Annotated in this window: 16 protein-coding genes; all 16 read left to right on the forward strand. The window is 44.6% G+C overall.

All coding sequences use genetic code 11. The features are described from left to right. The first annotated feature begins 27 nt into the window (after positions 1-27). Positions 28-1,005 (forward strand): Gfo/Idh/MocA family protein, encoded by a 978-nt coding sequence (locus COHPA_RS23630; RefSeq protein WP_035119573.1) that lies wholly within the window; start codon positions 28-30, stop codon positions 1,003-1,005. Between the two features lies 1 nt (position 1,006). Next, positions 1,007-1,957: a Gfo/Idh/MocA family protein gene (locus COHPA_RS0116185; RefSeq protein WP_027087208.1), complete on the forward strand. Its 951-nt coding sequence runs from the start codon at positions 1,007-1,009 to the stop codon at positions 1,955-1,957. Continuing rightward, positions 1,957-2,727 carry an acylneuraminate cytidylyltransferase family protein gene (locus tag COHPA_RS0116190; protein ID WP_027087209.1) on the forward strand — a complete coding sequence of 257 codons (771 nt, stop codon included), beginning with the start codon at positions 1,957-1,959 and terminating at the stop codon, positions 2,725-2,727. The genes COHPA_RS0116185 and COHPA_RS0116190 overlap by 1 nt, the downstream gene beginning before the upstream one ends. Positions 2,728-2,757: 30 nt before the next feature. Beyond that, complete coding sequence (locus COHPA_RS0116195; RefSeq protein WP_027087210.1) at positions 2,758-4,038, forward strand: lipopolysaccharide biosynthesis protein; 1,281 nt, start codon at positions 2,758-2,760, stop codon at positions 4,036-4,038. A 39-nt stretch (positions 4,039-4,077) separates the two neighbouring features. Further along, entirely contained in the window at positions 4,078-5,178 is a 1,101-nt protein-coding gene (locus tag COHPA_RS0116200) for a GNAT family N-acetyltransferase (RefSeq protein ID WP_027087211.1), read from the forward strand. 15 nt (positions 5,179-5,193) lie between these two features. Next, positions 5,194-6,090 carry a polysaccharide deacetylase family protein gene (locus COHPA_RS0116205; RefSeq protein WP_027087212.1) on the forward strand — a complete coding sequence of 299 codons (897 nt, stop codon included), beginning with the start codon at positions 5,194-5,196 and terminating at the stop codon, positions 6,088-6,090. A 27-nt stretch (positions 6,091-6,117) separates the two neighbouring features. Continuing rightward, positions 6,118-7,104, forward strand: a complete 987-nt coding sequence (locus COHPA_RS0116210) for a 3-oxoacyl-ACP synthase III family protein (RefSeq protein WP_027087213.1) — start codon at positions 6,118-6,120, stop codon at positions 7,102-7,104. A 23-nt stretch (positions 7,105-7,127) separates the two neighbouring features. Then, positions 7,128-7,361, forward strand: coding sequence for an acyl carrier protein (locus COHPA_RS0116215; protein ID WP_027087214.1), 234 nt, complete (start codon positions 7,128-7,130; stop codon positions 7,359-7,361). 35 nt (positions 7,362-7,396) lie between these two features. Further along, positions 7,397-8,155, forward strand: a complete 759-nt coding sequence (locus COHPA_RS0116220) for an SDR family NAD(P)-dependent oxidoreductase (protein ID WP_027087215.1) — start codon at positions 7,397-7,399, stop codon at positions 8,153-8,155. Between the two features lie 121 nt (positions 8,156-8,276). Beyond that, a complete protein-coding gene (locus COHPA_RS0116225) occupies positions 8,277-8,780 on the forward strand; it encodes a hypothetical protein (RefSeq protein WP_027087216.1) in 504 nt (167 codons plus the stop codon). Between the two features lie 143 nt (positions 8,781-8,923). Then, positions 8,924-9,904 carry a dTDP-glucose 4,6-dehydratase gene (gene rfbB, locus COHPA_RS0116230; RefSeq protein WP_027087217.1) on the forward strand — a complete coding sequence of 327 codons (981 nt, stop codon included), beginning with the start codon at positions 8,924-8,926 and terminating at the stop codon, positions 9,902-9,904. Further along, positions 9,901-10,776, forward strand: a complete 876-nt coding sequence (gene rfbD / locus COHPA_RS0116235) for a dTDP-4-dehydrorhamnose reductase (RefSeq protein WP_027087218.1) — start codon at positions 9,901-9,903, stop codon at positions 10,774-10,776. Before rfbB ends, rfbD begins: the two co-directional genes overlap by 4 nt. A gap of 94 nt (positions 10,777-10,870) precedes the next feature. Beyond that, on the forward strand, positions 10,871-11,134 hold the full coding sequence (locus COHPA_RS0116240) for an alpha/beta-type small acid-soluble spore protein (protein ID WP_027087219.1): 264 nt from the start codon (positions 10,871-10,873) through the stop codon (positions 11,132-11,134). A gap of 130 nt (positions 11,135-11,264) precedes the next feature. Beyond that, positions 11,265-12,467, forward strand: coding sequence for a methionine adenosyltransferase (gene metK / locus COHPA_RS0116245; RefSeq protein ID WP_027087220.1), 1,203 nt, complete (start codon positions 11,265-11,267; stop codon positions 12,465-12,467). Positions 12,468-12,623: 156 nt separating this feature from the next. Next, the gene (locus COHPA_RS0116250; RefSeq protein ID WP_027087221.1) at positions 12,624-15,974 is read left to right on the forward strand and encodes a SwmB domain-containing protein; all 3,351 of its coding nucleotides are present in this window, start codon (positions 12,624-12,626) and stop codon (positions 15,972-15,974) included. Further along, positions 15,971-16,327, forward strand: a complete 357-nt coding sequence (locus COHPA_RS0116255) for an MmcQ/YjbR family DNA-binding protein (RefSeq protein ID WP_027087222.1) — start codon at positions 15,971-15,973, stop codon at positions 16,325-16,327. Before COHPA_RS0116250 ends, COHPA_RS0116255 begins: the two co-directional genes overlap by 4 nt. Positions 16,328-16,493: the final 166 nt, after the last annotated feature.

Consider the following 16,493-nt stretch of genomic DNA (forward strand, 5'->3'; position numbering starts at 1 on the left):
ATTCTTGGATCGAGTGGTGTACATGACATGATTGCAGCTGTTATCGGGTTAGGCTCTATGGGAAAAAGAAGGTTACGTTTAATCCAAAAGTACAACGCGTCAATCAGAATCGTCGGTGTTGATACAAGCGAAAATCGTCGTACAGCCTGTGTAGAGGAGTATGGCATCCAAACATATGGACGTTTGGAAGACTTGTTCCATGCCCATCGAGTCGATTGTGCGTTTATTTGTACCTCTCCTTTGTCGCACCACAGTATTATTACTCCATGTCTAGAACAGGGAGTACATGTGTTCAGCGAATTGAACTTGGTTGCGGATGGATATGAACAGAATATTGCATTAGCAAAGAAGAATGATCAGATATTGTTTATGTCTTCTACGTTTTTATATCGTGATGAAATAAGGGAGATTAAGTCCCAAGTTCGAAGAGTGAAGAGTCCGCTTAATTATACTTATCATGTTGGCCAATATTTGCCCGACTGGCACCCGTGGGAAAGTTATAAAGACTACTTTGTTGGAGACAAACGCTCCAACGGTTGCAGAGAACTGTTCGCAATCGAGTTGCCTTGGTTAATCGATGTATTTGGAGAAATCGTCAACGTAAATGTAGTAAAGAACAAAATAAGTACCTTGAACATTGACTACAATGACAACTATTTAGTCGTCATCGAGCATTCATCGGGACATAAAGGAACTCTTGCTCTGGATGTTATTTCTCGAAAAGCAGTAAGAAACTTAGAGGTATTCGGCGAGGAATTATTCCTCTCTTGGAACGGCTCGCCAACCGGTTTAAAGGTTTATGATTTCGAGAACAAAACCGATATGGAAATAGATGTGTACAACGAGATCGATCAATTAGGCAACTATGCAAAGTTCGTCGTGGAAAATGCTTATTTGAACGAAATCGTTTCTTTTTTTGAATCGATACACGAACGGAAAGTCCCGATCTATACTTTCGAGAATGATCTAGAAATTATAAAATTGATCGATAAAATTGAGGGCTGACATGAGTCGAGAATATAAGATCGGGATTGTCGGACTAGGTTCAATCGGAACCAGACACTTGAAGAACGTGGCCTCCGTACTAGGGGAAAAGGGCTGTACTTTTACGATAGACTTGATAAGAAGCAGACAAGCTCAAGAAGTTAATGATGAGATTGCTCATCTCGTTAATCATACTTATTACTCCTATGAGGAAGTGCCGTATGGATACGATGTAATATTCGTGACCAACCCGACGCACTTACATTTTGAAACGATCAAGCAGTACTCACCAAAAACCGATTTTATGTTCATCGAGAAACCTGTATTTGACAAGCTTGATCTCTCCGTAGAAAAGTTGGATTTGCGTAACTCCGAGAAATATTATGTGGCCTGTCCATTGAGATATACCAATGTTATTCAGTATTTAAAGCACAACATAGAAGCTGACAAAGTGTATTCCGTAAGAGTTATATCCTCGAGCTATCTTCCCGATTGGAGACCAAACGTGGATTATCGAAACACCTACAGTGCCAAAAAAGATGAGGGTGGAGGGGTTTCGATCGATTTAATTCATGAATGGGATTATCTGATCTACTTATTCGGTTACCCTGAGAAACTAATCAATATTCGCGATAAATTTTCTAACCTAGAAATCGACAGCGATGATTTATCGATTTATATTGCAAGATATAAGAGCATGGCTGTTGAGGTGCACTTAGACTATTTCGGCCGTAAACCGATAAGGGAAATTCAGCTATTCACAGATCAGGATACTATAGTTGGTGATTTGATTAATAGTGAAATCCGGTTCATGAAGAGCGGACAAAAACTCTCATTCAATGAATCGCGAAATGATTTCCAACATCGAGAAATTGCGTATTTTTTTGAAATGATTGAAGGGAAAGAAATAAATCATAATTCTCTATCGACAGCTTTGAACACGCTTAAGATCGCAAAGGAGGGAGAACTGTAATGAACATCCTGTTTACGATTTGTGGACGAGCCGGTTCTAAAGGAATCAAAAACAAAAACTTGAAAGACTTTTTGGGATATCCATTGCCGTTGTTCACTGTCTCTGCGATCGACTTGTACATGAGGGGAAATCCACACGTACAATGTGATATCGTCTTGAACACCGACAGTAAAGATCTTATTGAATTGTTTCAAGGTTCTTTGAGAATCAAGGTTGACGTGGTTGATAGAGATGCAACACTTGGGTTGGATAATACCCCCAAGGTGGCAGTCATTCGAAACAGCTTTGAGATCATGCAGGTACGTAAGTCGATAAAATATAATATGGTTGTTGACTTAGATATAACCTCTCCGATAAGAAGCGTTGATGATGTTAGTAATCTTATTCAAAAGAAAATAACTTCCTTAGCCGATGTAGTGTTTTCAGTAACCAATGCAAGAAGAAATCCTTATTTCAATATGGTTGTTCGAACAGAGAATGGATATGAACGAGTTATTAAATCCTCATTCAATACAAGACAGGAAGCACCGGAAATATTCGACATGAATGCTTCATTATATGCTTACTCTCCGAGCTTTCTCGGGAGTGGGAAAGGAATATTTGAAGGAAAGTGCGATGTGATCCAGATGATGGATACGGCTGTACTTGATATAGATCATGAAAGCGATTTAGAGATGATGAAAGTTATCGCGGAGCACTTGTTTAATCATTATCCGAAGCTTAGCGAGGTAAGAGACAATATTAAGTTATTAACTAAAACCCCTTATTAATTAAAATACAAAAAAAGAAGAATCAAAATTATGAACCTAAACATTAATAATTTATTGAGAAACAAATTTTTCAAAAATTCAATATTGTATACCATAAGCTCAATGATGACGCCGATCATTGGGCTAGTTATGCTCCCTATTTTTACGAAGCATTTAACGCCGGCTGAATATGGGACGATGACAACAGTCTTGACGATTATGGGTCTAATGCAATTCCTTCTCTTACTCGGACTGCATGGAGCTGTAACGCGTTTTTTTTATGACTTTTTAGATCAACCAGAAAAACAAAAAGAATATATTGGATCTATATTTGTGTTTGTCTTGTTTTTTTCCACTTTGATAGCGATCATGTTATTTATCTTCAATAAACCGATTGGATCATTATTATTCAAAAATATACCGTTAAATCCGTATTACTTTTATCTAATCGGATTATCATGGATAATTGCGTTATCGGCACTACAAACTGCGCTTTTTAGGGTACAAGAAAAAGCGGGATTGCTTGTGTTATTTAATGTCATCAAAGAACTTTTGATTATGGGGTGCTCTTCCTATTTAATAATTAATAAAGGATTCGGGGCAGAGGGCCAATTAATTTCACAACTTATCATTACAACTATTATTGTTGTCATTATTTTTTTCATTCAGTTCAAATTTCTAAAATTCAATATGCAACGAACTTTCGTTAAGCAAAGTTTATTGTTCAGTATACCTTTGTTGCCCCATGTTGCAAGTAGTTGGATCATCAATTCCTCAGACAGAGTAATATTAGAAAAATTCGTGGGGATTACTGAAGTCGGTATATATGCGTTAGCGGCACAAGTGTCGATGGTATTAGGGTTATTTTTCTCAAGCATTAATGATGCGTTAGTTCCAAGATATACGCGGTTACGAATGGAAGGCCATGCTTTAAAGGCGGATAAATTGCTGAAAATATTTTTCTATGTTGTTATTTCCTTTGGCATTACGTCAATACCGGTAGCTATGTACGCAATTAAATTAATATCGTCAGACGATTACTATGATGCAATAGCATTGATCCCATTATTGCTGGTTGGCAAAATATTTACCGGGTTTTACTTTATTCCCGTTGCAAAGCTCTTCTATGAGAAAAAAACAAAATCGATTGCAACAAGCAGTACGATTGCTGCAATTATCCATGTAGCCTTTAATTCAATACTGATTCCGTTACTTGGTTTATACGGTGCGATTATTTCGTCTATTTCTGCAGAAATCATAAGATTTTTATTAATATATAGAGCAAGTATGCAACATAAAGCGACGTCTTCGATCGAGGCGAATAAGCCTTGAAAAGAAGGAGGATTCCGATAAAATAGCGAGGTGTTACCAATGGAGATTCGATATTTCAGACGTTCTGAAACAGAATTATTACAGAATGCAATTCACTCTGTGTGGGCTCCAAATCACGTTCTAGGCCGAAATGAACAATTGTTAAACTATATGTTTTATGAAAATCCAGCAAAGCATCATTGGGTTGATGCAGAATATTATAGTTTCTTGGGAGCATGGGAAGATAATAAAGTGGTCGGTTTGCTAGGTGTTATGCCGTTTGAAGTAAATAATAAAGGGAATACGCAAGTTGGATGTAGTTTGACGAACTGGATAGTCCCCCCAGAGTATAGAAGTACTGGCGCTGGTTATGCTTTGTTTCATACGGTTAAAGAACGTAATCCCGAGATGATTCTGTCCTTAGGTATTAATAGTACCGTCGCCAAGTTATATAAGAAAATGGGGTGGAGTATTCTTCAGGATGTACCAAGATGGGTAGGGATCGTGAACAAACAGAAAACGGTAGATAAGATGTTGAACGGAAACGAACGGTCGCTAAGATTTTGGGATGAGTTGAAGACATATCAGTATAATAGCGAATATCAAATTTTTGATTATATAGATGAACAGTGGGATCAGTTTTACGAACAATCCTTTGCTCCTAAAACGATCGGGTTCTCCAGGAATTTTCAATTTATTAAATGGCGTTATATAAACCATCCCGCGTTCAACTATAATATAATTACCTGTAAAGACGGAAATAATAATATTAGGGGAATGGCTATAATCCGTATCGAATCCGTACTTAACAATTGTGAGAAAATTGGAAGAATAGTGGAGTTTATCGCCGTGGATCAAGACAGTTCTGTTAGTCTTGCGAATGCGGTCGCGGAAAAGGCCAAAGATTGCTTGTTCTTGGATTTTTATTGTTTCTCATCCATTAGTACTTGGGGCTTGGAGGCCATCGGATTTAAAAAAATACTGGCGAGTGAGAATGATCCTGTCGTGGTCCCTACAAGATTTCAGCCCATTGATTTAACAATTACAAACATGATGGCTGCGTTTTCGATACAATCAGATATTAAGAACAAGATTAATCTTGCAGAGGAATCCTGCTTCTACATCACTAAAGGAGATTCGGACCAGGATCGACCTAATTAGCTTTTAGGAGGAACTATGAAAGATATAGCCGTTATGTATCATTATGTAAAGACTAATGATTGGAAAGGCATTGTTTCATTAGAACCTGAAATATTTGAGCAACAAATTGATATATTGAATAAGTCTTACGAGATTGTGAGTCCTGACGATTTACGTAAGCCGAGGGGATTGAAACCAAGATGCGTATTAACTTTTGATGACGGAACCAAAGATCAATATACGATTGCTTTTCAAATTATGAAAAACAAGGGCGTTCCCGGTTATTTTACAGTCATGTCTAGTCCATTACTTGATGAAGTGGTGCCTATTTTTCATCTGGTCCACATCGTTCTTTCGTTCCATTCGGATGAAGAAATATGGGGGGATTTAAGGGGCAGATATGATGTCGATGAGGTGCCGCAATTATCCGGAATTTATAGCTATGAGAAAGATATTTATAGAAGATATAACAAGTATGCATTTAATTTCTTTTTAACTAAGGATCAAGCTAGGGATTATTTGCAGGAGAAGGCAATTAAGGTGTTTGGTACGAGTAAGAATTTGATTGATCAATATTACGTGAGTAAAAATGAATTTATGGAGATGAAGAGTCAGGGTATGACGATAGGTGTCCACTGTGCACACCATACTCCATATTGCGGTGACGCCAACATCTTCTATAAAGATGAAATTGAGCCGTGTGGTCTGTTTCTAAAGAATGAACTTAACATTACTCCGGAATGGTACACACCTGCATTTGGAGGAGGAGAACAATATAAAGCAATGTTCCGTGATTTGGAGCCAATTCTAAGAGAGCATGGCTACAAAGCGGGATTTGCAACGACTCCTGGGAAAAATAACGGCTTGTCTAATTTCTGGTTGAATCGATATGATTGTATCCATGTACCCCCATTTAAATCGATAGAAAACTAATGAAGTATTCTAGAAAGGGGAGAGACAATGGTTACCATTAAAAGCATTGAGTACTATCTTCCTGAACATGTGGAAGTAAATGATCGCAATGATAAGCTAACCACCAAAATTGGTATATTTGAAAAGCGCATTGCTAAAGCTGATGAATATGCATCGGATTTGGCAATAGCAGCAGCCAATCAATTGTTTGAGAAGAACGACATTAAGCGGGAAGATATTGATTTCTTGCTTTATTGTACACAATCACCGGATTATTATTTGCCGACTACAGCTTGTGTGTTACAAAACAGGCTGTCGCTTCCAACATCAATTGGAGCACTCGATATCAATTTAGGATGTTCTGGCTATGTCTACGGGCTATCCTTAGCAAAGGGGTTAATCGAAAGCGGACAAGCTAACAATGTTCTATTTATTACAGCAGATACGTATAGCAAATTCATACATCCTAAGGACAGAAGCGTGAAACCGCTTTTCGGGGACGGAGCGACAGCCACCTTATTAACGGCTGCACCAGGTCCGTTTGGTTTGAAATCTTTTGTGTTCGGGACAGACGGAAGTGGAAGCAATAATCTGATCGTGCCTGCAGGCGGGCTCAGAAATCCGTTGTCAGAAGCAAATTTAAAGGAAGAAACGGACGCATTCGGTAACATTAGATCGAACAGTAACCTGTATATGAACGGACCTGAAATATTTAATTTTACTTTGAATGAGGTTCCGGCATCCATCAATAAACTACTCGAAAAAGAAGGTTGTAATCTCGAGGATTTTGATTTCTTTATTTTTCATCAAGCTAATCAATACATGTTGGAGTATCTTAGGAAAAAGTTGAAGATAGATTCAAATAAATTCTCGATACAATTTGGTGATTGCGGAAATACAGTATCTTCAACCATTCCCATTGCTTTAAAGAGGGAACTAGAGAACGGAAAGATTAAAAAAGGCGATAAAGTTATGCTTGTAGGATTTGGTGTAGGGTATTCATGGGCTGCTGCTTCATTGACCTGGAATGAATAATAAATATTCGGGAGGAATTTGATATGATGACAGTTGAGAAATTTAAAGAAGTATTTGAGTCAGACATTGTTATGATAGACCCAGGTTTTGTAGATACTGATACTGTTCTTCAGGAGTTATCGGATTGGGATTCCTTGGCGTATATTTCACTGAATGCTTGTTTAGACGAGAACTACGGATTTACATTAACCGCCAACGAACTCGCTGAATTATCTGTATTTGGAGACATCGTGAAACATATTAATAAGCATCTATAATAAGTGTTTCTTGAAAATAGGAGTGGATACAATACTTGAATCCATATAGCCTGGAAGATAAAGCGATTGTGGTTTTTGGTGCGTCGTCGGGAATTGGTAAAGCCACTGCCAAATTTCTTAGTACATTGGGTGCTAGAGTAATTCTAGCTGGTCGTAATGAAGGAAGATTACAACAAACGCTTAATGAGATGGACAACACTAAACATCACCTTATTAAGACGCTTGATCTACAGAATGAGAATCAGGTAAAAACCTGGTTAAAAGAATTGGTTGCAGACTTTGGGGCAAAACTGGACGGGATGGTTTATTCTGCGGGAGTTCATCATTTCACACCTTTAAGAAGTATTAATCAAGAATATCTAGATGAAATGTGGAATGTGAACGTAAAAAGTTTGATATCCCTCTTAGGCAGTTTCTCGAACAGAAACATCTCTAATGATGGAAGTTCAGTCGTATTGCTTTCTTCCATCTCATCGATCGTAGGGGAAAAAGCAGTTATGGGATATTCAGCTGCTAAAGGAGCAATCAATTCGATAGTAAAGTCGGCGGCAGTAGAACTATCTCAACGTAAAATAAGAGTAAATAGCATACTTCCGGGTATGGTTGAAACTGAGATGAGTAAACATATCCAACTTAGCTTAAGTGAAGAGCAATTTACTCAAGTTAAAGATAAGCACCTACTAGGAATGGGTAATCCTGATGATATTGCCTTCAGTATCGGGTATCTGCTTGCCCCTGCATCTAGGTGGGTTACTGGAACAAATGTTGTAATTGATGGAGGCTACTCTCTTTAGTAGAAAACGGCTATAATCACGCGTTTGTTGACAATAGGGTTATTGCAACATTCAGAACGCAACTTTCACTCCTTAAACTACGTACAAGAGATAGAATCTTGTCGAAACGGGAGAGATGAAGTTGCATAATAAGAAAAAGTGGGTTAAATGGGGAACGGCTGCTGTTGCTGCGCTGATGATAGGTACGGCTGTTATATTGTCTTCGGTGCAAGCTGACACGCAAGCATCCACTCCGGGTTCTACCAACGATCCGCTCGTAACCAAAGGTTATGTCGATAGCGCGATCGCAAATCTTGTCCAGCAAGAGATCGCAAAGCTCGGTCCGAGTGCTGGCGGCGGGGATGAGGGATCGGCTAAGTTGGAAGTCGTTACGGTACCGTTTGGATCTAAACTAATTGTCTCAGACGGTGGAGAAATGATCGTTCGATCGGGCAAAGCGATTGTCGTCAGTTCCGACGCGAACGGTTTATCCGACTTGACGGACGGACTGGACATTAAACCCGGCAAGCCAGTAGGCAACAATCATTTGATACTGAACCCAAGAGGACAGCGCGGTGTTGAAGCCGACCCGAAGCAAACGAAGGGTCTGATCGTACTTGTCCGTGGTGCGTTTACGCTGCAATAGGATATCTGGCAATCATTCCATATCAAAACATTGTAACTGTCGAAGCTAATAGCTTCGGCAGTTATTATTTTATCTAATCGCAATAAGCCGTCCTCGGGAATATATATGTACGATGCGTAAGTTCTATGTAGAGGGTGAATCGCATGAGATTGCTCATTACTGGCGGAGCGGGGTTTATCGGAAGCAATTTCTTGCATTACATGCAGCGGGGACATCCATCGTACAGTTTGATCAACGTGGATTTATTAACTTATGCAGGTAATCTAGATAGTTTATCTAGATTGGACAATCAGCCTCAATATCGGTTCATCAAGGCGGATATCGCAGATCGAGCAGCGCTTGAGCCGCTATTTGAAAATGGCATCGACGCAGTGCTCAACTTCGCAGCGGAGTCACATGTAGATCGCAGCATCGCAAATCCCGGCATATTCGTTCATAGCAACGTGCTCGGAACGCAGACTTTGTTAGACCTGGCACTAAAGTACAAGGTCCAGAAGTTCGTTCAAATATCTACGGACGAAGTATACGGAACGCTGGGCGACCAAGGATTGTTCACGGAAGAGACCCCGCTTGCGCCTAACAGCCCTTATTCGGCCAGCAAAGCGGGAGCCGACTTGCTCGTCCGCGCCTATCACGAGACGTTCGGGCTTCCGGTCAACATCACGCGATGTTCCAACAACTACGGTCCGTATCAATTTCCGGAGAAGCTGATCCCGCTCATGATACGCAATGCGCTCGCCGATCGGTCTCTGCCCGTATACGGCGACGGAATGAACGTAAGGGATTGGCTGTACGTGGAGGATCATTGCAGCGCGATCGATCTCGTGCTTCATCAAGGGCGCGATGGAGAAATCTATAATATAGGCGGGAACAATGAACGCACGAATCTTCACGTCGTGAGGACGATCCTGGGGCACTTAGGCAAACCCGAATCTCTAATCCGATACGTAGATGACCGTCTTGGTCATGATCGCCGATATGCGATCGATGCATCGAAAATCAAAAACGAATTAGGTTGGTCTCCCAAACATCGATATGAGTCCGGCATCAAGGCGACGATCGATTGGTACTTGGCGAACGGACCGTGGATGGAGCGTATTATCTCGGGAGCTTACCGCCGATGAGCGATGGACCGATACGCCCGCTAACCATTGTCGTCACCGGAGGCGACGGTCAGCTTGGACAAGAGCTTGTTCGATTATGTTCGAAGCGTTGCGAAGTCGTCGGTCTGAACCGATCGCAATTGGATGTTACGGATAAGTATCAATGCCTGCTCGGGATCAAGCGGTTGCAGCCCGATGCCATCGTACACGCGGCTGCTTACACCGCCGTAGATCGAGCCGAGACCGACAAAGACGGCGCCTGGCGCGTTAACGTCGAAGGGACGCGGAACGTCGCCGGAGCGGCAGAGGCGGTCGGAGCTAGTTTTTGCTATATAAGTACGGATTATGTTTTCGACGGCGAAGGCACGATACCTTACGGGGAGCTGGATGTTCCGAATCCAAGGAGCGTATACGGAAAGACTAAGCTCGAGGGGGAGAGGCTGGCATCCGCTTTATGCGAGAAGACGTTCATCGTGCGGACATCCTGGGTGTACGGAAAATACGGCAACAACTTCGTTCGCACGATGCTGCGGTTAGCGCGACAGAATACCAAGCTGAAGGTCGTGAACGATCAGAAGGGAAGTCCAACCTATACGCACGACCTGGCTAAATTCATTATCGAGTTAGTGCAAACTAAGAAATACGGCGTGTATCACGCGACGAACAGCGGACATTGTACGTGGTACGAATTCGCGAAAGCAGTCTTCGAGGAAGCGGGCATGGAACATATTCCTATCGCGCCGTGCACAACGGAAGAATATCCTCGGCCTGCGCCAAGGCCGAAGTATTCGGTGCTAGGCAACGATAACCTCATCCATGCCGGATTCCAACCGCTTCGACATTGGCGCGCCGCCTTGCGCGATTATATGAGCCGCGATTGCGGTGGCGATTAGAACATTTTCCCCGTACACCCATAATCTCATACGCCTTGACCGCATGTAGACAGCGCATACTAACGCCATCACCTATCAAGGAGGCAATTGAATTATGGCTAACCGCAGACAGAAGATCGTTCCGGAGTGCGCGAGCGCAATCAATCAGATGAAGTACGAGATCGCTGCAGAATTCGGAGTGCCTCTGAGTCAAGGATCGACGGACATGGATACGGAGTTCGCAGGAGAATTAGGCAGCGTCGGCGGCGCGAACTTCGGGCAACAATACTTTGGGAACTTAACGTCGCGGGAAACGGGATCGATCGGCGGCGAAATCACGAAAAGGCTCGTACAACAAGCGCAACAAACGATCATCTGAGGCGAACGAGGATCAAGGGCTTTACATTGACACCCCTCGACAATTACGGTATCATTATTATTCGAAGGTTTGTCTTACAGCCTTTTCCAATCGGAAAAGGTTCATTTTTTGTATATGGGGGTTGAAGAAATTGTCGATTAAAGGACGGCATCTCTTCACATCCGAATCGGTCACGGAAGGCCATCCGGATAAAATTTGCGATCAGATTTCCGACGCGGTTCTCGACGCGTTCTTGGAAGCGGACCCGAACGCTCGCGTAGCGTGCGAAGTATCCGTAGCTACAGGACTTGTGCTTGTTATCGGAGAAATTACGAGCAAGGCCGATTACGTCGATATTTCCGCGATCGCGCGCCGCACGATTAAGGAAATCGGCTACACGCGCGCTAAGTATGGCTTCGACTCCAGCACTTGCGCCGTATTGACTTCCCTCAACGAACAATCCGCCGATATCGCGCAAGGCGTTAACGCCGCTCTCGAGAGCCGCGACGGCAAAGATATGAAGCAAGAGAACGAAGACATCGGCGCAGGCGACCAAGGCTTGATGTTCGGCTTCGCGACGAATGAGACGCCGGAATACATGCCGTTGCCGATCGCGCTCGCGCACCGCCTGTCCCGCCGTCTGTCCGAAGTTCGCAAGAACGACACGCTGGGCTACCTGCGCCCGGACGGCAAGACGCAAGTAACGATCGAATACGTGGACGGCAAGCCGGTTCGCGTAGATACGATCGTCATCTCCACGCAGCACTCGGAGGATGTAACGCTTGAACAAATTCAACGCGACATCCGCGAGCATGTTATCGCTCCTGTCGTGCCGCAAGAATGGCTTGACGGCGAGACGAAGTTCTTCATCAACCCAACGGGCCGTTTCGTTATCGGCGGACCGCAAGGCGACGCAGGTCTTACGGGACGTAAGATCATCGTGGACACCTACGGCGGTTACGCACGCCACGGCGGCGGCGCGTTCTCCGGCAAAGACCCGACGAAAGTGGACCGTTCCGCTGCTTATGCGGCGCGTTACGTCGCCAAGAACATCGTCGCGGCGGGTCTCGCCGACAAATGCGAAATCCAGCTTGCCTACGCGATCGGCGTTGCAAGACCGGTTTCGGTTAACGTCGATACTTACGGCACCGGCAGAGTCAGCGAAGAGAAGCTTGTCGAGCTCATCACGAACAACTTCGACCTTCGTCCGGCCGGCATCATCAAGATGCTCGACCTTCGCCGTCCGATCTACCGTCAGACTGCGGCATACGGCCACTTCGGCCGCACCGATCTCGACCTTCCATGGGAGCGTCTGGACCGCGTAGAAGCGTTGAAGAAGGGCGCTTTGGAATAAACCAAATAGCCATATGTAGATAAGGCTTCCGCGACAGCGGGAGCCTTTTTTATTTTTCTTAACGCGAAGAAATAGGTCGTTACGCCCTAAAATTCTCCAGCCTCCAAGCCGACATAAAAAGTACTAGTGTGACTTTTTTCGGGAGGTAATCCTACAATGCATCTACGTAGATATCTATTACTCGGGCTTATTCTGACGTTATTTAGCCAATTCTGGGTCGCAAGCGACTCGTTCGTGACTGCAGCTACAACGGATACAACAGAGCCGTCGGTCGTGTCTTTGTCGCCGGCACATGGTAGTTCAATCTCGGCGAATAACAGTACAATAACGATTAAATTCAGCGAGCCTGTACAGGTAGTCGGAGGCACCATATCTATTCAACGCATAACGGCTCCTTCCGGTCATTTCTGCACAATCCCGGTAACTTCCACAGCGGTCGTCGGCAGCGGCACGGATACGCTTACGATTACGCCGGCGTCATCGTTTCTTGGCTGCGGCAATTTTTCGCAAGGGAATCTGTACTCCGTCACGATAGGTGAACAGGTGATATCGGATTTGTCAGGGAATTATTTTCGCGGTATTACTAACGGTTCCTGGCTCTTCAATATTATAGCGGATGCGGGTAACCCGGAGTTGATTAGCACGACACCTTCGAACGGCAATAAGGCGGTAAAGACAAGTACCAAATTCACGATGCAATTCAACGAAGATGTCATTATCAATTCGGGCGCAGTCGCAGAGCTTAAATCAGCTTCGGGCGGGGTTTTAACATTCCCGATAGTACGGGAAATCACGGACCCGCGGAAAGTTTCGTTCGATGTAACAGGTTTACAACCCGCGACTTCTTACGTCGTCAATATCCCGAATAATGCGATTACGGACTATTATCTTAACCCGTATCCGGGAATACTGAATGATTACCGATGGACATTCATGACCATGGGGTCAGATCTAGCTCCTCCAACTGTTGCTGGTGTTAAATTAGAAGGAAGCACGGTGGTACTCACATACAATGAGGAATTGGATAGTGGCCATGTACCTTTCCCCGGCAATTATTATGTGACGGTAAGCGACATACCGATGCAAGTCGACGCTGTCGCTGTTAGTAGCAATACCGTTCGACTAACGCTTCATTCTGGTGTTGCCGCAGGACAGATCGTTAAAGTATCCTATACAGTTGACGGCAATATGGCCAATAAATTACAGGATTTATCAGGAAACTTGGCGACTTCATTCAATGGTCAAGCCGTTACAGGCTTGTCGGTTACAACACAGACGCAGCCGTCTAGCGGAAGCGTTTCAGATAAAACAGTAAATATAAATTTTAATGGCTCGTTGCAGACAGTTTCGCCTGCGACATCCCAATTCACGGTTAAAATAAACGGGGTCAATCAGGGCGTCGCAGCAGCAAGTATTAACAGCTCGATGCTTACGTTAACGCTAGTCAAACCAGTGGCTAGCGGGGAATCGGTATCTGTTACTTATATACCAAGTTTATCGCCTCTTCGCGATTTTAGCGGAAACGTCGTGAACGCGTTCGCAGACTTCTACGTACAAAATGCAAATGACACGAGACCGCCTGCCTTAACGAGTGCGACCGTATCCGGAGCGCTGGTGAGACTGATTTACAATGAAGGTCTACTGCCAACACAGGTGCCTTCCAAGAACAATTTCACTGTAGTAAGCAACGCTAAAATGATGTCGATCTCGAGCATCTCGATCGCGAATAATAGCGTCTTACTTACTTTAGGTCAAGCGATCGAACCGGGAGCGGTTGTCTATCTGAACTATGTTCCGGGCAGCTTTGGAATTGCTGATCTATCAGGCAATCCGGCGGCAGCGATTAACGGTCAGTCTGTGACAGCCAATTCTACCTCCGCAGATGTAGACATGGCGGTACTTACGAACAATGTCATTACTCTGTTTTATAATAGAATGCTTGATTCGACGACAATCCCGTTAACGTCTCAGTTTGCAATCCGGGCGGGCAGTGCATATAGCGGTGTGTCAACCGTCAGTGTACAAGGTTCCCAGGTTAATATTACGCTGGCAACGTCAGTGCTGAGCGGCGTACCCGTGACGCTGAGCTATAGCAAAACCGGTACTTCGCTTAGGGATACATCGGGCTTCATCTTCGATTCCTTCTCTGATTTGAACGTTAATAATACAAACTCGGGAAGTTCGACCGGTAGCGGAACGACAACGGGAGGCGGAACCGCTACCTCATCGGGCTTGCCGGAATATCTTGTGTTAGACAGTATAGGTGGAGTAAGTCTTAACGTCGCCAAATCGACAACTATGGAGTATGCCGCGCTGCCTTCCGGTCGTTCCGGATATCGATACGCCATCGACGGTGCCAAACTGTTAGCCGCGTATGACGTCATTAGGACAGGGTCTAGCTATGGCGTGTCGAGTCCAAACCTGACTTTGAAATTACCCGCGGACCAGAATGCCCAAGTCAGCGTACCATTTAGCTCCATGATGGACGCGGCGACTAGATCATCGAACGCTACGCTTCGCATCGAATTGGGAGATCTTCAATATACGTTACCGCTATCCGCGATTAATTACAGCAAAGAATTGAATCTGGCGAACGCGGATATCTCTATTGCTAAGTTGTTGCTCACGATAGAGAAGACATATGACGCGAGCTTGACTTCCGCGATCAATTTATCATCTGCGAATCTGCTCATTTCGCCAACCGAGTTTTCTGCTGGGCAGCTTATTGGAAGCCAAGTGAAGCCTATCGAAAGTTACGAAAGGTACGTCACTCGGACGTTCACCCTCCAGTCGTCTGTGGGGAATACCGACAATGTTACGGTCGTACGTTACGACAAAGACGCCGGCGAGTTGGTCTATGTCCCGACTCGATTCACGCAGTTAAGCCAAGGGACTAATATTGATTTCTTAAGCAAGAATAACGGCGTCTACGCCGTCGTTCGTAATAATACTGCCTACAGCGATATGGAGAAGCATTGGGCGAAAAGTACGGTTTCTAAGCTGGCCTCCAAGTTCATCGTCGATGGTCCGACTCCTAAAACCTTCGCCCCGGACAAAAGCATCACACGGGCTGAATTCGCCGAGTATCTCGCTCGCGGACTCGGTTTGAATGGGGATAGAGCCTCGGCTGCACGCTATCCGGACGTCGTTCAGAGGGATGCATCCGCGGCGTATATCGGAGCAGTTAGTAAAGCGGGGATCGTAGCGGGCGGAACGGATGGCAACTTCCGTCCGAATGCTCTGATTACCCGCCAAGAGATGGCGTCGATGCTCGTTCGCGCCATGAACCATGCTGGCATCTCCGTGGTCGCGTCACCGACAGCGCTGGATAATTTCAAGGATGCATCTAAAGTAGGCAGTTGGGCGAAGCAAGGAGTGTCCATCTGCGTGACCGCGGGCTTCATCCAGGGCGTATCGGCGACCGAGCTTAAGCCGCTGAACAACGCGACGCGCGCCGAAGCTTCCGTCATGCTGATGAAATTCCTCGAGTACGCGGAATTGCTATGAATCACGAACGGCTCATTAAGATCGGTTTGAATAAAGCCGGAACGGCATTGAAGTACCCGTTCGATCCTGATCTGCCGGTGCTGTACGTCGGGAGCAAGATGTTCGCCTTGTTTGGAAGGACGGGAGCCGACGAGAGCGTGAACCTGAAGGCGGATCCGGAGGAAGCGTGGATGCTGCGGCAGCAATATCCGGGCGCCGTGCTTCCCGGGTACCATATGAACAAGAAGCATTGGAACACCGTGGTGCTGAACGGGACTGTACCCGAAGACGAGCTCCTGGCCATGCTGGAGCAATCGTATCGCTTAGTCCGGTCGAAGCTCGCGAGAGCGGAACGAGCGCTGTTGGAATTGTAGAAATATGCCTAAGTCATAAGCCTTCTCGCCTATCGCGAGAAGGCTTATTTTATAGGGTGCCCGGGATTAATAGTTTTATTTTTTCGCAGGTAACGATGTGATTGTATTCTCTTATCGCAAGTAACTTTTCGCCCGAAATAGAGTCTATTACTTTATACAGAAAGAG

This window comes from Cohnella panacarvi Gsoil 349 (assembly GCF_000515335.1).
GTDB lineage: Bacteria > Bacillota > Bacilli > Paenibacillales > Paenibacillaceae > Cohnella > Cohnella panacarvi.

Bases quoted from the DNA above. Each gene is read 5' to 3' on its own strand.
- COHPA_RS0116210 (WP_027087213.1), top strand. From the start codon at position 6,118: ATGGTTACCATTAAAAGCATTGAGTACTATCTTCCTGAACATGTGGAA.
- rfbD (WP_027087218.1), top strand. From the start codon at position 9,901: ATGAGCGATGGACCGATACGCCCGCTAACCATTGTCGTCACCGGAGGC.
- COHPA_RS0116250 (WP_027087221.1), top strand. From the start codon at position 12,624: ATGCATCTACGTAGATATCTATTACTCGGGCTTATTCTGACGTTATTT.
- COHPA_RS0116205 (WP_027087212.1), top strand. From the start codon at position 5,194: ATGAAAGATATAGCCGTTATGTATCATTATGTAAAGACTAATGATTGG.
- rfbB (WP_027087217.1), top strand. From the start codon at position 8,924: ATGAGATTGCTCATTACTGGCGGAGCGGGGTTTATCGGAAGCAATTTC.
- COHPA_RS0116185 (WP_027087208.1), top strand. From the start codon at position 1,007: ATGAGTCGAGAATATAAGATCGGGATTGTCGGACTAGGTTCAATCGGA.
- COHPA_RS23630 (WP_035119573.1), top strand. From the start codon at position 28: ATGATTGCAGCTGTTATCGGGTTAGGCTCTATGGGAAAAAGAAGGTTA.
- COHPA_RS0116195 (WP_027087210.1), top strand. From the start codon at position 2,758: ATGAACCTAAACATTAATAATTTATTGAGAAACAAATTTTTCAAAAAT.
- COHPA_RS0116255 (WP_027087222.1), top strand. From the start codon at position 15,971: ATGAATCACGAACGGCTCATTAAGATCGGTTTGAATAAAGCCGGAACG.
- COHPA_RS0116200 (WP_027087211.1), top strand. From the start codon at position 4,078: ATGGAGATTCGATATTTCAGACGTTCTGAAACAGAATTATTACAGAAT.
- COHPA_RS0116215 (WP_027087214.1), top strand. From the start codon at position 7,128: ATGATGACAGTTGAGAAATTTAAAGAAGTATTTGAGTCAGACATTGTT.
- COHPA_RS0116240 (WP_027087219.1), top strand. From the start codon at position 10,871: ATGGCTAACCGCAGACAGAAGATCGTTCCGGAGTGCGCGAGCGCAATC.
- COHPA_RS0116190 (WP_027087209.1), top strand. From the start codon at position 1,957: ATGAACATCCTGTTTACGATTTGTGGACGAGCCGGTTCTAAAGGAATC.